Source organism: Arenivirga flava (assembly GCF_030161575.1).
Lineage (GTDB): Bacteria > Actinomycetota > Actinomycetes > Actinomycetales > Microbacteriaceae > Arenivirga > Arenivirga flava.
The window spans coordinates 184,051-201,508 of sequence record NZ_BSUL01000001.1; the positions used below are offsets into that span (position 1 = coordinate 184,051).

At 72.8% G+C, this 17,458-nt stretch carries 12 protein-coding genes and 1 pseudogene; 7 read left to right on the forward strand and 6 right to left on the reverse strand.

Features of this window, described 5'->3' with window-relative positions; all coding sequences use genetic code 11:
* The first annotated feature begins 101 nt into the window (after nt 1-101).
* Nucleotides 102-824, forward strand: coding sequence for a hypothetical protein (locus QQK26_RS00955; RefSeq protein ID WP_284229115.1), 723 nt, complete (start codon nt 102-104; stop codon nt 822-824).
* Nucleotides 806-4,495 carry a chromosome segregation protein SMC gene (smc, locus tag QQK26_RS00960; protein WP_284229117.1) on the forward strand — a complete coding sequence of 1,230 codons (3,690 nt, stop codon included), beginning with the start codon at nt 806-808 and terminating at the stop codon, nt 4,493-4,495. Before QQK26_RS00955 ends, smc begins: the two co-directional genes overlap by 19 nt.
* A gap of 6 nt (nt 4,496-4,501) precedes the next feature.
* Here the strand turns inward: smc and QQK26_RS00965 are convergent, their stop codons facing one another.
* Together QQK26_RS00965 and QQK26_RS00970 are read right to left on the reverse strand one after the other, a co-directional pair.
* The gene (locus QQK26_RS00965; protein WP_284229119.1) at nt 4,502-5,614 is read right to left on the reverse strand and encodes a winged helix DNA-binding domain-containing protein; all 1,113 of its coding nucleotides are present in this window, start codon (nt 5,612-5,614) and stop codon (nt 4,502-4,504) included.
* Nucleotides 5,615-5,714: 100 nt separating this feature from the next.
* Nucleotides 5,715-6,806, reverse strand: coding sequence for a TerC family protein (locus QQK26_RS00970; protein ID WP_284229120.1), 1,092 nt, complete (start codon nt 6,804-6,806; stop codon nt 5,715-5,717).
* Between the two features lie 218 nt (nt 6,807-7,024).
* On the opposite strand from QQK26_RS00970, the gene ftsY reads away from it, so the two are divergent.
* Entirely contained in the window at nt 7,025-7,897 is an 873-nt protein-coding gene (ftsY, locus tag QQK26_RS00975) for a signal recognition particle-docking protein FtsY (protein ID WP_284229123.1), read from the forward strand.
* 11 nt (nt 7,898-7,908) lie between these two features.
* Nucleotides 7,909-8,397, forward strand: a complete 489-nt coding sequence (locus QQK26_RS00980) for a hypothetical protein (protein WP_284229125.1) — start codon at nt 7,909-7,911, stop codon at nt 8,395-8,397.
* 63 nt (nt 8,398-8,460) lie between these two features.
* On the opposite strand, the gene QQK26_RS00985 is transcribed toward QQK26_RS00980, so the two are convergent.
* Nucleotides 8,461-9,960: an MFS transporter gene (locus QQK26_RS00985; RefSeq protein ID WP_284229127.1), complete on the reverse strand. Its 1,500-nt coding sequence runs from the start codon at nt 9,958-9,960 to the stop codon at nt 8,461-8,463.
* A 140-nt stretch (nt 9,961-10,100) separates the two neighbouring features.
* Here QQK26_RS00985 and QQK26_RS00990 point away from each other — a divergent pair, with 140 nt between their 5' ends.
* Nucleotides 10,101-10,760, forward strand: a complete 660-nt coding sequence (locus QQK26_RS00990; RefSeq protein WP_284229129.1) for a TetR/AcrR family transcriptional regulator — start codon at nt 10,101-10,103, stop codon at nt 10,758-10,760.
* Between the two features lie 15 nt (nt 10,761-10,775).
* Here QQK26_RS00990 and QQK26_RS00995 read toward each other — a convergent pair whose 3' ends face one another.
* Nucleotides 10,776-11,297: a gamma carbonic anhydrase family protein gene (locus tag QQK26_RS00995; RefSeq protein WP_284229131.1), complete on the reverse strand. Its 522-nt coding sequence runs from the start codon at nt 11,295-11,297 to the stop codon at nt 10,776-10,778.
* 60 nt (nt 11,298-11,357) lie between these two features.
* Between QQK26_RS00995 and ffh the strand changes: the two genes are divergently transcribed.
* Nucleotides 11,358-12,920, forward strand: coding sequence for a signal recognition particle protein (ffh, locus tag QQK26_RS01000; protein WP_284229133.1), 1,563 nt, complete (start codon nt 11,358-11,360; stop codon nt 12,918-12,920).
* Between the two features lie 60 nt (nt 12,921-12,980).
* On the opposite strand, the gene QQK26_RS01005 is transcribed toward ffh, so the two are convergent.
* A complete protein-coding gene (locus QQK26_RS01005; RefSeq protein ID WP_284229135.1) occupies nt 12,981-15,146 on the reverse strand; it encodes a metallophosphoesterase family protein in 2,166 nt (721 codons plus the stop codon).
* 145 nt (nt 15,147-15,291) lie between these two features.
* Here QQK26_RS01005 and QQK26_RS01010 point away from each other — a divergent pair, with 145 nt between their 5' ends.
* On the forward strand, nt 15,292-16,071 hold the full coding sequence (locus QQK26_RS01010) for an LLM class F420-dependent oxidoreductase (protein ID WP_284229137.1): 780 nt from the start codon (nt 15,292-15,294) through the stop codon (nt 16,069-16,071).
* Nucleotides 16,072-16,195: 124 nt separating this feature from the next.
* On the opposite strand, the pseudogene QQK26_RS01015 reads toward QQK26_RS01010, so the two are convergent.
* Nucleotides 16,196-17,346 (reverse strand): annotated as a pseudogene (locus QQK26_RS01015) (glutamate--cysteine ligase).
* Nucleotides 17,347-17,458: the final 112 nt, after the last annotated feature.

A 17,458-nucleotide genomic window follows, 5' to 3' on the forward strand; every position in this document is an offset into this window, starting at 1 on the left:
TCGCCGCTGGACTCGTTTGCCGGAGGCGGCACGGCTCACGACGGTCGAGGACCGAATCGCCGACCGGCCATCCCGCTGTCACGGGAATCGTCAGCGAACTGGTGATCGCCCTCGTCGAGCAGGCCCGCAGCGACGCCGCGATCGACGCCGTCGCCGCGCTGGCGCACCAGGTCTCGGCCGAGATCGGCGGCGGGTTCGAACGGCATCTCGATAGCGGCGGCCCCGACCGTCGCAGCACCCGGCACCTCTGGTGCGTCGTCCTGGCGACATGCTGCCGCCTCTACGACCGCGGGTTCGACCTCGCCGACGGGACCCTTGACGGGCGCGTCGAGAGGATCATGGAGACCCTGCGGAAAGACATCTCGACCGCCAGGGGCGAAGAGAGCCACCTACCCCTACAGGCACCGGATCGTCGCAGCGTTCGAACTCGCCGAGTACGTGTTCCGGAAGCGCTGATCAAGAAGGCGGTTCACACGGTCACGGCAGCGATCAATGAGATCGGTGAAGAGGCCGTGTTCGAGCACCTTCGCCTGATCGGCGCGATCACGTGCCCCGACCCCGATAGACACCCGGACGTCGGCAAGCACTGCTTGTGGCCCTCACTGGCCGGGCCGTTCAAGGAGATGCTCGAGGACGGCATCGCGAGCGAGATGCACACATGGTTGCGCAACGCGTACCTCGTGGTGCCCGCTCATCGAGAACGTGACCGCCGTGCGGTCCGCCCCGGAGCGCGCCACCCGGCCGATCCCCGCCGTTCCGGTAGCGTGAGCCGAAGACCACGGGCGGCTCACAGGAAGGCGGTGCGGTGCATCTCAAGAGCTTGACGCTCAAGGGCTTCAAGTCCTTCGCGCGGCCGACCACCTTCGCCTTCGAGCCCGGCGTCACCTGCGTCGTGGGGCCGAACGGCTCGGGCAAGTCGAACGTCGTCGACGGCCTCGCCTGGGTCATGGGCGAGCAGGGCGCGAAGACGCTGCGCGGCGGCAAGATGGAGGACGTCATCTTCGCGGGCACCTCGTCCCGCGGGCCGCTCGGCCGCGCCGAGGTGACGCTCACGATCGACAACGCCGACGGCGCGCTGCCGATCGAGTACAGCGAGGTGACGATCCGGCGCACGCTGTTCCGCAACGGCGGCAGCGAGTACGCGATCAACGGCGAGACCTGCCGCCTGCTCGACGTGCAGGAGCTGCTGAGCGACTCCGGCCTCGGTCGGGAGATGCACGTGATCGTCGGCCAGGGTCAGCTCGACAGCGTGCTGCAGGCCACGCCGGAGGAGCGCCGCGGCTTCATCGAGGAGGCCGCGGGCATCCTCAAGCACCGTCGCCGCAAGGAGAAGACGGTGCGCAAGCTCGAGGCGATGCAGACCAACTTCACCCGGCTGAACGACCTCGCCGGCGAGCTGCGTCGACAGCTCAAGCCGCTCGGGCAGCAGGCCGAGATCGCCCGCGAGGCCGCCTCCATCGCCGCGATCGTGCGCGACGCCCGCGCCCGCCTGCTCGCCGACGAGGTCGTCGAGCTGCGCAGTGCGCTCGACGCCTTCACCCGCGACGACAGCGAGCGGCGCAGCGAGCGCATCGTGCTGCAGGAGCAGCTCGACCGGCACAAGCTGCGCGAGCAGCGGCTCGAGCAGGCGATGGTCGGCGACGAGGTCGACGAGGCCCGTCGCGTCGCCTTCGGGCTCGAGAGCGTGCAGGAGCGGCTGCGCGGCCTGCACACGCTCGCCAACCAGCGTCTGGCGCTGCTGGGCGGCCAGGATGAGGCGCCGGATGCGGGCGTGACGGTCACGCAGGACGCCATCGACGCCGAGCGGGCCGAGATCGCGAGCATCGACGAGGCCATCGAGGATGCGGAGCGCCGGCTCCGCGAGGCGCAGTCCGGCACGCTGCGCGCCCGGTCGGCGCTCGACGCCCTCGACGAGCAGATCAGCGCCCAGAGCGCGCTGGTCTCGCAGCACGACCTCGCGCTCTCGAAGCTCTCCGGACAGGCCGACACCGCCGCGAGCCGCCTGGCCGCGGTGCGCGGCGAGGTGCTGCGCCAGCAGCACGCGCTCGACGCCGCGCTGCTGCGCCGCGAGAGCGCCGAGCGGGAGTTCGAGCAGCTCGAGGTGCAGAGCGCCCCCGAGGAGGCCGGCGACCTCGACCAGGCCTACCAGCACGCCCAGTCGGCCGTCGCCGACGCCGAGTCGCGCGCGGCGGAGCTACGCGAGCGGCTGCACGGGCTGGAGCGCGAGCGCGACGCGCTCGAGTCGCGCCGCAGCGCGCTCTCGCTGGCCTTCGGCGCGAAGGACGGCTCCAACGACCTCGTCCGGGCCGACCTGCCGGGCATCCGCGGACTCGTCGCCGATCACGTGCAGGTGCGTCCCGGCTTCGAGGCCGCGGTCGCCGCCGCACTCGGCACGCTCGCCGACGCCGTGCTCGCCGACGACCGGGACGCGGCCATCGCCGCGGTCGAACGAGCGGGGGAGCAGGACTGGGGGCGTGTCGAGCTGGTGCTCGCCGCGACCGGTCGACCGCGCCTCGCCGGGCCGGCGCTGCCGGCCGGGACGACCGCCGCATCCGACGTCGTGACCGCGCCGGACGGCGTGCACGGCATCCTCGCCCGCACCGTCATCGCCGACGACCTGGCCGCGGCGCGCACCGCCTGGGAGGGACTGCCGGCGGGGGAGGGCTGGACCTTCATCACGCTGGGCGGGGACGTGCTCACCGAGTACGCGCTGCGCGGGGGCAGCGGCGCCGAGCGCAGCCGCCTGGAGCTGGCCGCCGAGCGCGACGCCGCCGCGGCCGGGCTCGACGCCGTGCTCGGCCAGCTGATCCGCGCCGAGGAGGAGCTCGAGCAGCAGCGGGCCGTCACCCGCGCCGCGAAGGAGCGCTCGTCGGCGGCCTACGTCGAGCTGCGCGAGTTCGACGCGCAGCTCGCCGCGCACAGCCAGCAGCTCAGCCGCGGGCGAGCCCGGCTCGAGGCGGCGCAGGCCGAGTCGGACCGCCTCGGACGCTCGCTCGAGCTGGCGACGGAGCAGGTGCAGGAGGCGGAGGCCGCGCACGAGCGCGCCCGCGGCGAGCTCGAGACGCAGCGCGCCGCACCGCGCCCCATCCTCGACGTCTCCGAGCGCGACGGCCTGTCGGCCGAGCTCGAGCAGGCGCGCGAGGCCGAGGTCGAGGCCCGCCTGCAGCTCGAGACGGCCCGCGAGCGCTCCCGCGCCCAGCAGGCCCGGGTCGAGCAGCTCGTCCGCCAGCGCGCGACCGAGCGCGCCGCCGCCGAGGAGGCCGCCCGCCGAGCCGTGATCCGCCGCCGTCAGCTGCAGGCCGCCGAGGGCGTCGTCGCCGCCCTGCCCGCGGTGCTCGCGGCGACGGACCGCAGCGTCACCGAGGCCCGCGTGGCCCTGGCTGCCCGCGAGACCGAGCGCTCGGCGCGTAACGAGGAGCTGCAGGCGCTCCGCCGCGAGGAGGCCGGTCTGCGCGAGCGCCTCGCCGCGGTGCAGGAGAGCGTGCACGGCCTCGAACTGCAGATCTACGAGCGCAGGCTGCAGCTCTCGGCCCTGCTCGAGCGCGCCGGCAGCGAGCTCGGCCTCGTCGAGCAGGTGCTCGTGGCCGAGTACGGTCCGGAGCAGCCAGTGCCCGACGACCAGCGCCTCGGCGAGAGCGCCGAGGCCGCCGCGCAGGCGCAGGCCCGCCAGCGCGCCGAGCGCGCGCTGGCGCTGGAGGAGGCAGGTGAGGACGGCGACGACGCCGAGGCGTCGGAGACCGAGCCCTGGACCATCCGGCCCGAGCCGTCCGAGAAGCCGGGCCGTCCCTTCGTGCGCGACGAGCAGCGCGCCCGCCTGCGCGACGCCGAGCGCAAGCTCGCCCGTCTCGGCCGGGTCAACCCGCTCGCCCTCGAGGAGTTCGCGGCCCTCGAGCAGCGGCACGCCTTCCTCAGCGAGCAGCTCACCGACCTCGTGAACACCCGCAAGGATCTCCTGACGATCATCGAGGAGCTGGACGAGCGGATGCGCACCGTCTTCGAGAGCGCCTTCGCTGACACGCAGGCCGCGTTCGACCGCGTCTTCCCGATCCTGTTCCCGGGCGGCACCGGCAGCCTGCAGCTCACCAACCCCGACGACATGCTGCTCACCGGCATCGAGGTGGCCGTGCGCCCCGCCGGCAAGAAGATCGAGCGCCTGTCGCTGCTCTCCGGCGGCGAGCGCTCGCTCGCCGCGGTCGCGCTCATGGTGTCGATCTTCAAGGCCCGTCCGAGCCCGTTCTACATCATGGACGAGGTCGAGGCGGCGCTCGACGACGCCAACCTCGGCCGGCTGCTCAGCATCTTCGAGGACCTCCGCGCGAGCTCGCAGCTCATCGTCATCACGCACCAGAAGCGCACGATGGAGATCGCGGATGCGCTCTACGGCGTCTCGATGCGCCAGGACGGTGTGAGCGCGGTCGTGGGCCAGCGCGTCGAGGGCCGCTCGACCGTGGAGGTCGAGGCCGAGGGCGTGACCACCGGAGCCGTCACGGTCTGATCGGTCTCACGCCGACGCGACCGGCAGCTCGCGGAAGCGGGCGTAGCGGGCGAAGGCGCGAGCGGCCCCCGCAGCCTGCGGCGCGGAGAGCTCGCCGAACCCCCGCCACTCGGGCACCAGCGCGCCCTTGCGCGTGCTGCGGCCCCAGGTGCCGATCACCCGCCCGCGCGAGACGAGGATCGGCTGGAGGACGCCGTTGCCGCCGGGGATCACCGCCGCCTCGTGCTCGGCGCGGATCACCGGCGACCTGTCCTTGAAACCGAGGAGGTACTCGTCGAAGGCGGGCAGCGCGTGCACGATCGTCGGCACGTCGCCGGGCTCCGGCAGCACGCTCGGATCGAGCAGCACCTGCCCGGCGATGCCGCGGGTGCCCTCGAGCTGCGCCCGCTCGAGCCGCTCGCCGGCGAGCGCGAGCGCCTCGCGCCCCTCGGCTGCGGTGAGCCTCGTCCAGTGCAGGAAGTCCTTGAGCGTCGCGGGCCCGTGGCCGCGCACGTAGCGGACCAGCAGCTCGGCCAGCGCCTCCTCCCGGCCGAGGCGGCAGGGCTCGGGGATCCACTCCTCGTTCAGCACCAGCAGCTGCTCGCCGGTGCCGGGTGGGCCCCAGCACACCAGCCCGGTCTGCGAGGCGAACCAGATGAGGTGGTACCCGCGGCCGCCGGTCGGCTCGAGGCCGGCGTCGGCGAGGCGCTCCTGAGCCTGCGCCCGGGTCAGCGCGCCGCCGCCCCGCAGCGCGTCGTGCAGCACGTCGCGGCCGCGCTCGACCTGCGCGCGATCGAGGCCGAGGTTGGCCCAGCGCTTGTCGAGCCCGTTCGTCAGCCGCTCGGTGGTGAGCGAGAGCATCCAGCCCAGCTCCCGCGCGGGCAGCAGGTGCAGCGTGCCGCGCATCGGCCAGGCGCGCACGAGCTCGCCGGACGCCATGGCGCCGAGCACGGCCCCCTCGGTCGCCTGCTCGGCGCGCGTGCGGGCGCCGACCGCCCACAGCACCGACGCGAAGTCCTGACCCTGGAGGGCGAGCATCCGCTCGAGCACGTCGGCGGGGGAGGATGCCTGCTCGCCCGCGAGCAGCTGCGCGTGCATGCGGAAGCGCAGCAGGTCGCGTCGGGCCAGGAAGGCGCTCATCCGCTCAGTCTGCCCGCCCGCGGCGGCGACGGGGAAGGGCGGGAACGGCGACGGCGCCGCGGAACCGTGGGTTCCGCGGCGCCGTCGGGCGGAGCCTGCGTCAGCTGTGCGAGCCGGGAGTCCGGTCGTCGGCGCTCGGCGCCTGCTCGGTCGGCGCCTGCGCGGTGCGGCCCTCCACCGAGGTCGATGCGCCCTCCTGCTCGGTCTCGCCGCGCTCGAGGCGGCGCCTCGAGACGACGATGCTCGCGACCGCGGCGACGGCGATCGTGCCGGCGATGACGGTGAGCGAGAGCCAGATGGGGATCTCGGGCACGTTGTTCAGCGGCTCGCCGCCGTTGATGAACGGCAGGTTGTTCTCGTGCAGCGCGTGCAGCACGAGCTTGACGCCGATGAAGGCGAGGATGATCGACAGCGCGTGGGCGAGGTAGATGAGGCGCTCCAGCAGGCCGCCGATCAGGAAGTACAGCTGGCGCAGGCCGAGCAGCGCGAAGGCGTTGGCGGTGAAGACCAGGTACGGCTCCTGCGTGATGCCGAAGATCGCCGGGATCGAGTCGAAGGCGAAGAGGAGGTCGGTGAAGCCGATCGCCAGGATGACGAGGAACATCGGCGTGAACATCTTCTTGCCGTCGACCTTGGTGCGCAGCTTGTCGCCGTCGTAGTCCTGCGAGGTGGGGATGAAGCGGCGCAGGTTCTTGACGAGCTTGCTCTCGCCGTCCTTGTGGTGGTCCTCCTTGGAGGTCGCCTCCTTGATCTGCTGGTAGGCCAGCACGAAGAGGAAGGCGCCGAAGAGGTAGAAGACCGCGACGAACTGCTCGATGATGACCGCGCCGACGGCGATGAAGATGCCGCGCATGACGATGGCGATGACGATGCCGATCAGCAGCACCTTCTGCTGGAAGGCTCGCGGCACGGCGAAGCTCGTCATGATGAGCAGGAAGACGAAGAGGTTGTCGACCGACAGCGCCTTCTCGGTGAGCCAGCCGGCCATGTACTCGCCGCCGAACTGCCAGCCGCTGGCGACGCCAACGCCGACGCCGAAGATCACGGCGAAGGCGATGTAGATCGCGGACCAGATCGCCGACTCCTTGAGGGTCGGCTCGTGCGGCTTGCGCACGTGACCGACGAAGTCGAAGACGATCATGCCGATGACGAGCGCGATGGTCGCGCCCCACACCCACAGGGGGACGTTCATGGATTCCTCCAGCACAGAGTCGAGTGCTGAAGGTCTCTTCCACCCGGATGGACGGGCCGCCGCCCCGGGCCCGGATCGATCCGGACCGTACTGACGAGGTCGGCGTGATGGGAATACTCCCCTTCGCGCATCACATGCTAACGGAGCCGGCGATGCCGTCATTCCCCGCTCCGGGTGCCCGTCCAGCCTCCGCCCGCCCGACGACTAGCATCGGAGGCATGGCCGATCGCTCCTGGTCCCTCGCGAGCCGCCTGCGGGGGATGTTCACCAAGCCCACCATCGACGAGACGACGTGGGAGGACCTCGAGGACGAGCTGCTGCGCGCCGACTTCGGCCCCGACATCACCGAGCAGCTCGTCGACCACCTGCGCGCGCAGGTCGAGCGCTTCCGCACGACCGATCCGAAGGACCTGCAGCGGATGCTCCGCGAGACGCTCGAGGAGCGGCTCGCCAAGCACGACCCCACCCTGCGCCTCACCGACCGCCCCGCCGTGGTGCTGGTGGTCGGCGTCAACGGCGTCGGCAAGACCACCACGATCGGCAAGTTCGCCAAGTTCCTCGCCGGCTACCGGCGCAGCGTCGTCGTCGGCGCCGCGGACACGTTCCGCGCCGCGGCGGTCGAGCAGCTCGCCACCTGGGCCGAGCGCGCCGGCGCCACGGTCGTGCGCCCCGAGCAGCAGGGCCAGGATCCGGCCGCGGTGGCCTACCAGACCGTCGAGCTGGCCAAGCGCGAGCACTTCGACGTCGCCATCGTCGACACGGCCGGCCGCCTGCAGAACAAGAACGGGCTCATGCACGAGCTCGACAAGATCCGGCGGGTGATCCAGAAGCAGGCGCCCATCGCCGAAGTGCTGCTCGTGCTCGACGCGACCACCGGGCAGAACGGCCTGGCGCAAGCGGAGGCCTTCATCGAGCACGCCGGGGTGACCGGCCTGGTCGTCACGAAGCTCGACGGCTCGGCCAAGGGCGGCTTCGTGCTGGCGGTGCAGGAGCGCACCGGCATCCCGATCAAGCTGCTCGGCCAGGGCGAGGGCATCGGCGACCTGACCGGCTTCACCCCGCACGCCTTCGCGGCCCAGCTGGTCGGCTGAGGGCGACGGGCATGGAGCACGAGTACTTCGGCTGGATCGAGGTCGAGGACGGCCGTCTGTCCTGGGGCGAGACGCTCGAGTCGGGCGACCAGCCCGTCGACGTCCGCCTCGCGGGCCCGGCGAAGGTCGCCGAGGAGGCGCTGGAGCTGGCCGCGAGCGTGGTCCGCGGCCTCGAGGCGCTCGACGCCAACCTGCGCGAGGTCTTCGTGGGCGAAGTGGCGAGCGACGGCAGCGGCACCGTCCGCTTCCTCGACGCCCACCTCGACGAGCTGGTGCGGTTCCGCCCGCAGCTGCTCGGGCAGGACTCGGGCGACATCGCGATCGACGTCATCCGCTCGCTGCAGCTGCTCAGCGTCACCGTGCTGCCGTCGGGCACGGGCGAGGACGACCCCTTCGTGGTCGCCGCCTACGCGCTCGACCCCGACGAGGCCGAGCTGGCGCTGGTGGTCAGGCTCGACGCCACGCTGCAGCCGCTCGGCACCGACGTCGAGCCGCTGTAGCCCGGCTGACGACGATGGGCGCCCCGGACCTCGCTCCGGGGCGCCCCTCCGTCGTCCTCCACGTCAGTGCGCGACGGTCGGCACCGAGCCGCTCGGAGCGTTCGGCTGCACGGCGGCGAGCCGCGCCTGGCGCTCCCGGTGCGGGCGGATGAGCGCGATGGCCGCGACCGAGACGAGCAGCATCGCGCCCGCCGACACCGTGAAGGCGGTGTGGTACGCCGTCATGAGCGCCTCGGCGGAGGCGGACGGGTCGCCGGCCGCATCGCTCATGCCGCGGTCGAGCGCATCCGCGAAGATCGTCGACAGCAGGGCCGTGCCGATCGCCCCGCCGATCTGCTGTCCCGTGTTGACCGTCGCCGAGGCGACGCCCGCATCCTGCCTCGCCACGCCCGTGGTCGCGGTGTTCATCGCCGATGAGAAGATCAGGCCCATGCCGAGGCCGATGACGATGAGCGCCGGCAGCACGACGGCCGCGTAGGTGCTGTCGGCCTCGGTGCGCAGCAGGAGCAGCAGGCCGGCGGCGCCGAGCATCCCGCCGGCTCCGATGAGCAGCTTCGGGCCGACCCGTGGCAGCAGGCGCCCGCCGATCTGCGTCGCCGAGAGCATGATCGACGCCGGCATGGGCAGGAAGGCGAGTCCGGTCTGCAGCGCCCCGAAGCCCAGCGTGCCCTGCAGGTAGTAGGTGAGGAACAGGAAGATGCCGAACATGCCGATGCTGCTCATCGAGATGGCGAGCAGCGCGCCGCCCCGGTCGCGGTCGAGCACGATGCGCAACGGCAGCAGCGGCTGGGCCACGCGGCGCTCGATGAGCACGAAGGCGACGACGAGCAGTGCGCCGCCGACGAGCAGCCCGATGGCCAGCGGCGAGTCCCAGCCGTCCGTCTCGGCCGCGGAGAAGCCCCAGACGATGCCGACCAGGCCGGCGGTGATGGTGACGACGCCGGCGACGTCGATCCGCGGACGCTGCGCGCGCGGCGGCGTCCTGAGCAGCACCGCGCCGCCGATCACGCCGACGACGGCGAAGACGACGTTGACGAAGAGGCACCAGCGCCACGAGGAGTACTCGGTGAGCAGCCCTCCGAGCAGCATGCCGACCGCGGCGCCCGATCCGGCGATGGAGCCGAAGATGCCGAAGGCGCGCCCGCGCTCCCGGGGATCGATGAAGGTCGTGGTGAGCATGCCGAGCGCCGAGGGGGCGAGCAGCGCGCCGAACACGCCCTGCAGCGCGCGGGCGGCGACGAGCACCTCGAAGCTCTCGGCGAAGCCGCCGAGCACCGAGGCGAGGGCGAAGCCGACGAGCCCGATGATGAAGGTGTTCTTGCGCCCGAAGAGGTCGCCGAGGCGCCCGCCGAGCAGCAGCAGCGAGCCGAAGGCCAGCGCGTAGGCGGTGATGACCCACTGGCGCTGCTCGTCGGCGAAGCCGAGCGCCTGCTGCGCCGAGGGCAGCGCGATGTTCACGATGGTCGCGTCGAGCACGACCATGAGCTGCGCGATCGCGATGATCGCGAGGCCGAGCCAGCGGTGGTCCTTCCGCCCGGGAGCGGCGGATGCGGGTGAGGTCATGAGGTCCTCCAACGGGAGCGGATGATGCGGGGCGCCCGGAGGGCCGATGCGCGGGACGCGTCAGCGCCCGGAGGGAGCCTACCCCTAAACGGATGCGCAGTATCCGGTTATTCCCGGCGTCGTTCGCTACCGTCGTCCCCATGGACCCGAGCGCCGCCGATCACGATGCGGAGCGTCCGCTGCGGGCGGACGCCGCCCGGAACCGCACCCTCATCCTCGATACCGCCCGCCGCGTCTTCGCCGATCGGGGGATCGGCGCGACGCTCAACGACGTGGCGCGCGAGGCCGGCGTCGGGGTCGGCACCGTGTACCGGCGCTTCGCCGACAAGGAGGCGCTGCTCGCCGCGCTGCGCGCCGACAAGTTCACGGCGCTGCGGGCGCTGGCCGCCGCGGCGCTGCGGGTCGACGATCCTCGCGAGGCGCTGCGCGGCTACCTGCACGAGGTCATCGCGCTGCGGGTGCGCGACCGGCTCATCAACGAGGTCGTCGCCGCCAGCCCCCACGACCACGAGGCGCTCCGAGCGGAGCGCGAGCGGCTCTCCGAGGACGTCGAGCGCGTGATCGCCCGAGCGCGGGACGTCGGGGCCGTGCGCGAGGGGTTCGCCGCCCGTGACGTGCCCGTGCTCACCCTGATGGTGGGTGCCCTCGCGGACCGGTCGGCGTCGGTGGATCCTGAGGCGTGGCGGCGCTACGCGTCGCTGCTCGTCGATGCCGTCTGCCCGACCGAGGAGCCGATGCCGATGCCCGGAGGTCCCTTCGGCGAGCACCAGCTGCCCCTGGTCATGCACCCGCGACCGTAGCCGGCGTCCGCGGGCTCACAGCGCGCGGTGCGCCCGGGTCAGCTCGCGGTAGGTCGCGGCGTTGCGGCGGATGTGCTCCAGCTCGTCCTCCGTCAGCCCGCGGCGCACCTTCGCCGGCACGCCCGCGACGAGCGAGCCCGGCGGCACGACGGTCCCCTCGAGCACCACGGCACCCGCGGCGACGAGCGAGCCCGTCCCGATCACCGCGCCGTTCAGCACGGTCGCGCTCATGCCGATCAGCACGTCGTCCTCGATCGTGCAGCCGTGCAGCACCGCGCGGTGCCCGACGCTCACGCCGCGGCCGATCACCGCGGGGCTGCCCGGGTCGGCGTGCACGACGACGCCGTCCTGAAGGTTGCTGCCCTCGCCGAGCACGATCTCGTCGCGGTCGCCGCGCAGCACCGCGCCGTAGTAGACGCTCGAGCCGGCCGTCAGGCGCACCCGCCCGATGAGCGTCGCGTTCGGGGCGGCCCACGCGTCGGGATCGATCTCGGGGGAGCGTCCGTCGAAGGGCAGGATGAGCGCGGCACCGGTCATGCCGTCACGCTAGACCGGCCGGCGGCCCGGCGCAGCCCCCGCCGGTAGACTGCTCGGATCATGGCGACCTTCGGCACCCTCAGCGACCGCCTGGCGGATACGTTCAAGAACCTCCGTACGCGCGGCAAGCTCACCGCATCCGACGTCGACGGCACGGTCCGCGAGATCCGGCGGGCGCTGCTCGACGCGGACGTCGCGCTCGAGGTCGTCAAGACCTTCACCGGCGCGGTGCGCGAGCGGGCGCTCGGCGACGAGGTCAACAGGGCGCTGAACCCGGCGCAGCAGGTCGTGCAGATCGTCAACGAGGAGCTCATCGGCATCCTCGGCGGCCAGCAGCGCCGCCTCGAGTTCGCCAAGAACCCGCCCACGGTCATCATGCTCGCCGGCCTCCAGGGCGCGGGCAAGACCACGCTCGCGGGCAAGCTCGCGCTGCACCTCAAGGGCGAGGGCCACACGCCGATCCTCGTCGCGAGCGACCTCCAGCGCCCCAACGCCGTCAACCAGCTGCAGGTCGTGGCCGAGCAGGCCGGCGTCGCCGTGTTCGCTCCGGAGCCCGGCAACGGCGTCGGCGACCCCGTCAAGGTCGCCAAGGACGGCGTCGCCTACGCGAAGCAGAAGCAGCACGACATCGTCATCGTCGACACCGCCGGCCGCCTCGGCGTCGACGCGGACCTCATGAAGCAGGCCTCCGACATCCGCAGGGCCGTGAACCCCGACGAGGTGCTCTTCGTCATCGACGCCATGATCGGTCAGGACGCGGTCGCCACGGCGCGCGCCTTCCAGGAGGGCGTCGACTTCACCGGCGTCGTGCTCTCCAAGCTCGACGGCGACGCACGAGGCGGTGCCGCGCTCTCGGTGGCCAGCGTCACGGGCCGGCCGATCATCTTCGCCTCCACGGGCGAGAAGCTCACCGAGTTCGAGCCCTTCCACCCCGACCGCATGGCGAGCCGCATCCTCGACCTCGGCGACATCCTCACCCTCATCGAGCAGGCGCAGGGCGCCTTCGACGAGGAGGAGGCGCGCAAGGTCGCCGAGAAGTTCGCGACCGACAGCTTCACCCTCGACGACTTCCTGCAGCAGATGCAGCAGCTCAAGAAGATGGGCTCGCTGAAGGGCATGCTCGGCATGCTGCCCGGCGCGCGCGGCATGCGCGACCAGCTCGACAACTTCGACGAGCGCGAGATCGTGCGCACCGAGGCGATCATCCAGTCGATGACGCCGGCCGAGCGCCGCACGCCCAAGCTGCTCAACGGCTCGCGCCGCGTGCGCATCGCCAAGGGCTCGGGCATGACGGTCACCGATGTCAACCAGCTCGTGCAGCGCTTCGAGCAGGCCAGCAAGATGATGAAGACGGTCGCCAAGGGCGGCGTGCCGCAGATCCCCGGCATGGGCCCGATCCCCGGCGGTGCCGGCGGTCGCAGCCGCAAGGCGGTCAAGGGCAAGGGCAAGTCCGGCTCGAAGTCGGGCAACCCCGCGAAGCGGGCCGCCGAGAACGCGGCGCTCGCCGCGGGCCCCGCGCCCGCGAGCTCCGGCGGCTCGTCCTTCGGCCTGGGTCGGGGCGGCGCCGAGCCGAGCGCCGACGACATGGCGACGATCCAGCGGATGCTCGGCGGCAAGGGCTGAGCGGAGCGCACGTCGAGGAGGGGGCCGGCATCGCCGGCCCCTCCGTCGTTCCCGGACCGCTCAGCCCGCGCGCCGCCGCCGCATGACGAGCAGCGCCGCGCCCGCGGCGACGAGCAGCGCGGCCCCGGCGGCCCAGAGGCCTGCGGTGGGGGAGACGCCGGTCTCCTCGAGGCGCCCGGCGCGATCCGTCGCCGCCCCGTCGTCGCCCGCGGCCGGCGCGGTGGCCGGCGCGTCCGCATCCGGCCGCCCGCCGGCGTCCGGCGCATCGGTGCCCGGTGCATCCGTGCCCGGCTGGTCGGTGCCCGGCGTCTCGGCGCCCGGCCCGCCCGCATCCGGATCCTCCGCCTCCCGGCCCAGCGCGAAGCGGTCGATCACGGCCGGGGCGACCCCCGGCGTCCGCACGTCGAACGCGTAGCTGACGACCTCGTTCGCGCCGGTGTCGAGCACGGCGAAGACGGCCAGGTCGTTCGACTGCACGAAGGGCTCCGGCTGCCCGGTGGTCTCGTCGAGGAACGGCCGCTCGCTCGGTACGATCGGCTCGAGTCCGCCGGGGTTGCCCTGCGCGAGGTAGTCGGCGTCGTCCCACGGCGCCCCGGGCAGCGGCCGGCTCCGACCGCTGAGCGGGTGGTAGGCGCCGTAGCTGTTGCCGGTGTTCGACGTCTCGAGGTAGTTGACGCCCTGCTCCGAGCGGAAGCGGTTCCACAGGTGGCTGTGCCCGTTCAGCACGAGGTCGGTGCCCGCGCCCTCGAGCAGTGGGCTGAGGTCCTCCAGCAGCATGTTCTCCTCGGCCGGGTACTCGTAGCGCACGCCGATCAAGGCGCCGTCGGCATCCCGCTCCTCCACGCGCACCGGGTCCGTGAACTGCGGCATGACGTTGTCGCCGAGCCCCTGCGGTCCCTCGTGCAGGATCACGACCCGGAATCGCGCGTCGCGGTAGGCGTCGCCCGCGAGCTCCTCCTGCAGCCACGTGTGCTGCTCGCTGCCCACCTCGAGCGACTCGAAGACGTGCTCGCCGTAGCCCTGGGCGAGCGGATCGCCGAGGCTCGCCGACGACTCCTGGTACCGGCTCTGCGCCGTGCGCGCCGCCGGGTCGGCGTTCGCGGCGGTGCCGCGCCAGATGCGCGTCGAGTAGAGCGAGACGAGGCGGATGTCGCCGATCGTCGTCGCGTAGTAGGTCTCGCCGCCGGGACCGTCGTCGGGCAGGGTGAACATCTCCTCGTAGCTCGTGGTGCTGAACGAGTTGTCCTCGATCCACCGCTCCCGCACCAGCGGGTCTCCGGACGGGTTCACGCTCGCGGCGACCTCCTCGTAGGCGGCCTCGGCGATCTCCACCGGCACGGGCGCGTTGAAGCTCGCGCCGATCGTGGCCGCGCCGTCGACGCGCCCCTGCACCTCGTGGTTGCCGACCGCGGGGTAGAGCGGCGCGTGCTGCAGGATCTCGCCGCCGACGTACTGCTCGCCGTTGGTCGAGGCTCGGCCGCCGTTGCCCTGCAGCGCGGCGAAGAAGGCGCTGCCGCGGCTGTCGTCGAACCACTCCGAGGCGCGGTCGGGGTGGTTGACGAGGTCGCCGGCGAGGAAGACGGCATCGAGCTCCCCGAGGGTCTCCGCCGCCTTCTGCAGGTTCGCCGGCGTGTTGGCCATCGCCTGGTGGTCGCTGGTGAGGAGCACGCGCAGGTCGTCGCCGGGCCGCGGCAGCGGAGCCAGGCTGAAGGTGCCCGAGGCGCCGAGGGCGCCGTCGTCGATCGACACCACGCGGTAGGGCTCGCGCTCGCCCGGCTCGAGGCCCTCGACCAGGGCCTCGTGCCGCCACACCTCCCGGGCGACCACGCCGTCCTCCGCCGCGGGCCGGTCGGCCAGGTTCGACTGGTGGTCCTCGGCGAGCCGCGAGAACCGGGCGCTGGTCGCCGTCACGACCCGCACACCCGGCGTCGGCACGCCCTCCGCCGCGGCACGGGTGCCCGCCTCGTCGAGCGCCGCGACCCCGTCGCCGACCAGCACGACGCTGCGGTCGCCCTCGAACGCCGTGTTCCACACGACATGCACCTCGTCGTCGCCGGGCAGCTGCAGGAACGGGTCGCTCAGCAGCGGCAGCGCTCCGATCGGATCGGTGGACGGGGCTTCGTCGGCCGAGGCCGGCGCGACGGCGAGCGTCGCGCCGACGATGGCGCAGCCCGCCAGCGCGGCGGCGGCGAGCGGTCGGGATCGGGGAGCGGTTCGGGCGGGCATGACGTCCTCTCGGGGGTTCCTGCGGCGGGCCGTCGACCCGCCCTCCGAGGCTTCCGGGAGCGGATGAGCGCGGCTCGGCGCGGCCGTGAACGTCCGATGAACGAGCGCCCCTTCCGGGGCTCCGCCGCGTCCATAGGCTCGGGGCATGACCACTCGTCGCATCCGCCTGGGCGTCCAGGTGCAGCCGCAGCACGCCACCTATCCGAAGATCCGAGCGACGGTGCTCGAGCTCGAGCAGCTCGGCGTCGACGTGCTCTTCAACTGGGACCACTTCTTCCCGCTCTCGGGCGAGCCCGACGGCCTGCACTTCGAGTCGTGGACCGAGTTGGCCTCGTGGGCCGAGCTGACCAGCGACGTCGAGATCGGCGCCCTCGTCAACTGCAACAGCTATCGGGGCGCCGATCTGCAGGCCGACATGGCCCGCACGATCGACCACATCTCCGACGGTCGCTTCATCTTCGGCACCGGCTCGGGCTGGTTCCAGCGCGACTACGACGAGTACGGCTACGAGTTCGGCACGGTCGGCGGCCGCCCGGACGCGCTCGCCGAGGCGCTGCCGCGCATCGAGGCGCGCTGGCCGAAGCTCAACCCGCCGCCCACGCGCGACATCCCCGTCCTCATCGGCGGCGGCGGCGAGAAGAAGACGCTGCGCCTCGTCGCGAAGCACGCCGACATCTGGCATTCCTTCACCCCGCCGGAGGACCTGGGCCGCAAGCTCGGCATCCTGCGCGAGCACGGCGAGGCCGTCGGGCGCGACATCGGCGAGATCGAGCTCTCGAACGAGCTGCGCGACCGCACCGAGGCGCAGGCCGAGTCGCTGCTCGAGCAGGGCACGACGCTCTTCACCCTCGGCATCAGCGGACCCGACTACGACCTCGCGCCGGTGAAGCGATGGCTCGCCTGGCGCGACTCGCGCAACGGCTGAGCGGTCGCTCGGTCCGGTCCGTTCGAGCGGATGCGCGCGAGGCGCGCCGACGGGCGCGGCCGACCACGCGCGCCGGGTGCACGGACGGGCGGATGCGGGCCCACCGCATCCGCTCGTCTCATCGTCAGGCGGGCGTACCCGCCCGCAGCTCGGCCGCGAGCGCGCCGACGACCGCGCGCGCGTCGCCGTCGCGGCTCTGGGCGACCCGCAGCTGCCGCTGGTAGCTGGCGCCGCGCTCGAGGATGATGCGCACGTCGTCGAGCTCGGCATCGCAGCCGAGGCGATCGGCGATGGGCCGCAGCGTCTCGAGCAGCTCAGCGAGGTCGTCGGTCATGAGCCGCTCGTCCCCGGCCGCGTTGCGGATGAGGATCGTCTCCATGCCGTACCGCGCCGCCCGCCACTTGTTCTCGCGGGTGAACCACGGCGGCAGCACGTCGAGCCGCTCGCCCCGGTCGAGCCGCTCGGAGAGGTGCTCGACGAGGCACTGCACGAGCGCCGTGAGCACGGCCACCTCCCGCAGGGTCGGCGATCCGTCGCAGATGCGCACCTCGAGGGTGCCCCAGCCGGGGAGGGGCGCAGATCCCAGCGCAGCTCGGAGTGGTGCTCGATCACCCCGGTGTGCCGCAGGTCGCCGACGACCCGCTCGTAGGCGGCCCAGTCCTCGAGCGGGTAGGGCAGTCCCGCCGTCGGCAGCTGCTGGTAGACGAGCGCGCGGTTCGACGCGTAGCCCGTGTCGTCGCCCTCCCAGAACGGGCTCGAGGCGCTGAGCGCCTGCAGGTGCGGGAAGTAGGTCAGCAGCGCGTTCATGATCGGCAGCACCTTGTCGCGCCGCTCGATGCCCACGTGCACGTGCACGCCCCAGATCGTCATCTGGCGCCCCCACCAGCGCGCCCGGTCGACCAGCGTGGCGTAACGCTCCCTGGCCGTGACCTCCTGGTCGGCCCAGCGGCTGAAGGGGTGCGTGCCCGAGCCGATCGGGTCGATGCCGAGCGGATGCGAGGCGGCCAGCACCGCGTCGAGGCCGGCCCCGAGGTCGGCCACCGCCGAGCCCACGCGCTCGTGCGCGCCGGAGACGAGCTCGACCGTGTTGGTGAGGAACTCGCGGTGCAGGTTCGGGCCGTTCGGATGGGCGGGGAGCCGCGCGGCGGCGAGCACGTCGTCGGCGAGCGGCACCAGCTCGCCGGAACCGCGGTCGACCAGCGCGAGCTCCCACTCGACGCCGACGCTGGAGCGCGGCGATCGCGCGAAGTCGATGCTCGCCGGCTGCGCGCCCATGTCGGCCCTCCCGCGGGTCCGCCGTTCGCACCCTCACCGGATCTTGGCACGCTGCCGCCCGGTGATTTCCCGGCGCGCAGGAAATCTGACAGAATGACCCTCTGGAACCCGA